Source organism: Micromonospora chokoriensis (genome assembly GCF_000718555.1).
GTDB classification, from domain to species: Bacteria; Actinomycetota; Actinomycetes; order Mycobacteriales; family Micromonosporaceae; genus Micromonospora; species Micromonospora chokoriensis_B.
The window spans coordinates 1-469 of sequence record NZ_JOAN01000047.1 but is presented as its reverse complement, the minus strand read 5'-3'; the positions used below and the strand labels follow the sequence as shown (position 1 = coordinate 469).

Annotated in this window: 1 protein-coding gene; it reads right to left on the bottom strand. The window is 60.6% G+C overall.

What is annotated here, in order from left to right; genetic code table 11:
• Positions 1-440, bottom strand: a 440-nt coding sequence (locus tag IF46_RS0131985; RefSeq protein WP_030492137.1) for a DUF4383 domain-containing protein, incomplete at its 3' end; no start/stop codon positions are given.
• Positions 441-469 lie beyond the last annotated feature (29 nt).

Sequence of the window (469 nt, the reverse complement as noted above, 5' to 3'; positions counted from 1 at the left end):
CAGTAGGGGTTGTCGTGGGGAAGGCCTCCGCTGACGCGACCGTACATGCCGAATGTCATGATCAGCAGTCCCATCAGAAAGCTGAAGATCACATTCGTCAGGCCGAAGTCGAGGATGTTCCCGGGGCGGCCGATGAGGGCCAGGTGGGCGAAACCGCTCAGGATGAAAAGTCCACCCACGATGATGTTGACGGTCGAAGCGAAGTTCCCCCCGATGAGCGCGGCGACGATCAGCAGGAGCCCGAACGCCACCGAGATGGTGCTGAGCAGTCCGTTGGTGGAGAGACCGGCGATCTGCCGGCCGTCGGTGTCGAAGGAAGACAGGCTGTCGGCGAAACCAAGACAGCCGAACAACAAAAGGAGGAGTCCGCACAGTGCGGCACCGATCCGGTAGACCCGATTGAGTGGGTGATCGACCGGCAGCTCATCTCGCAAGTTCATCAGCACTCCCGCAGATGACGAGTCACTAC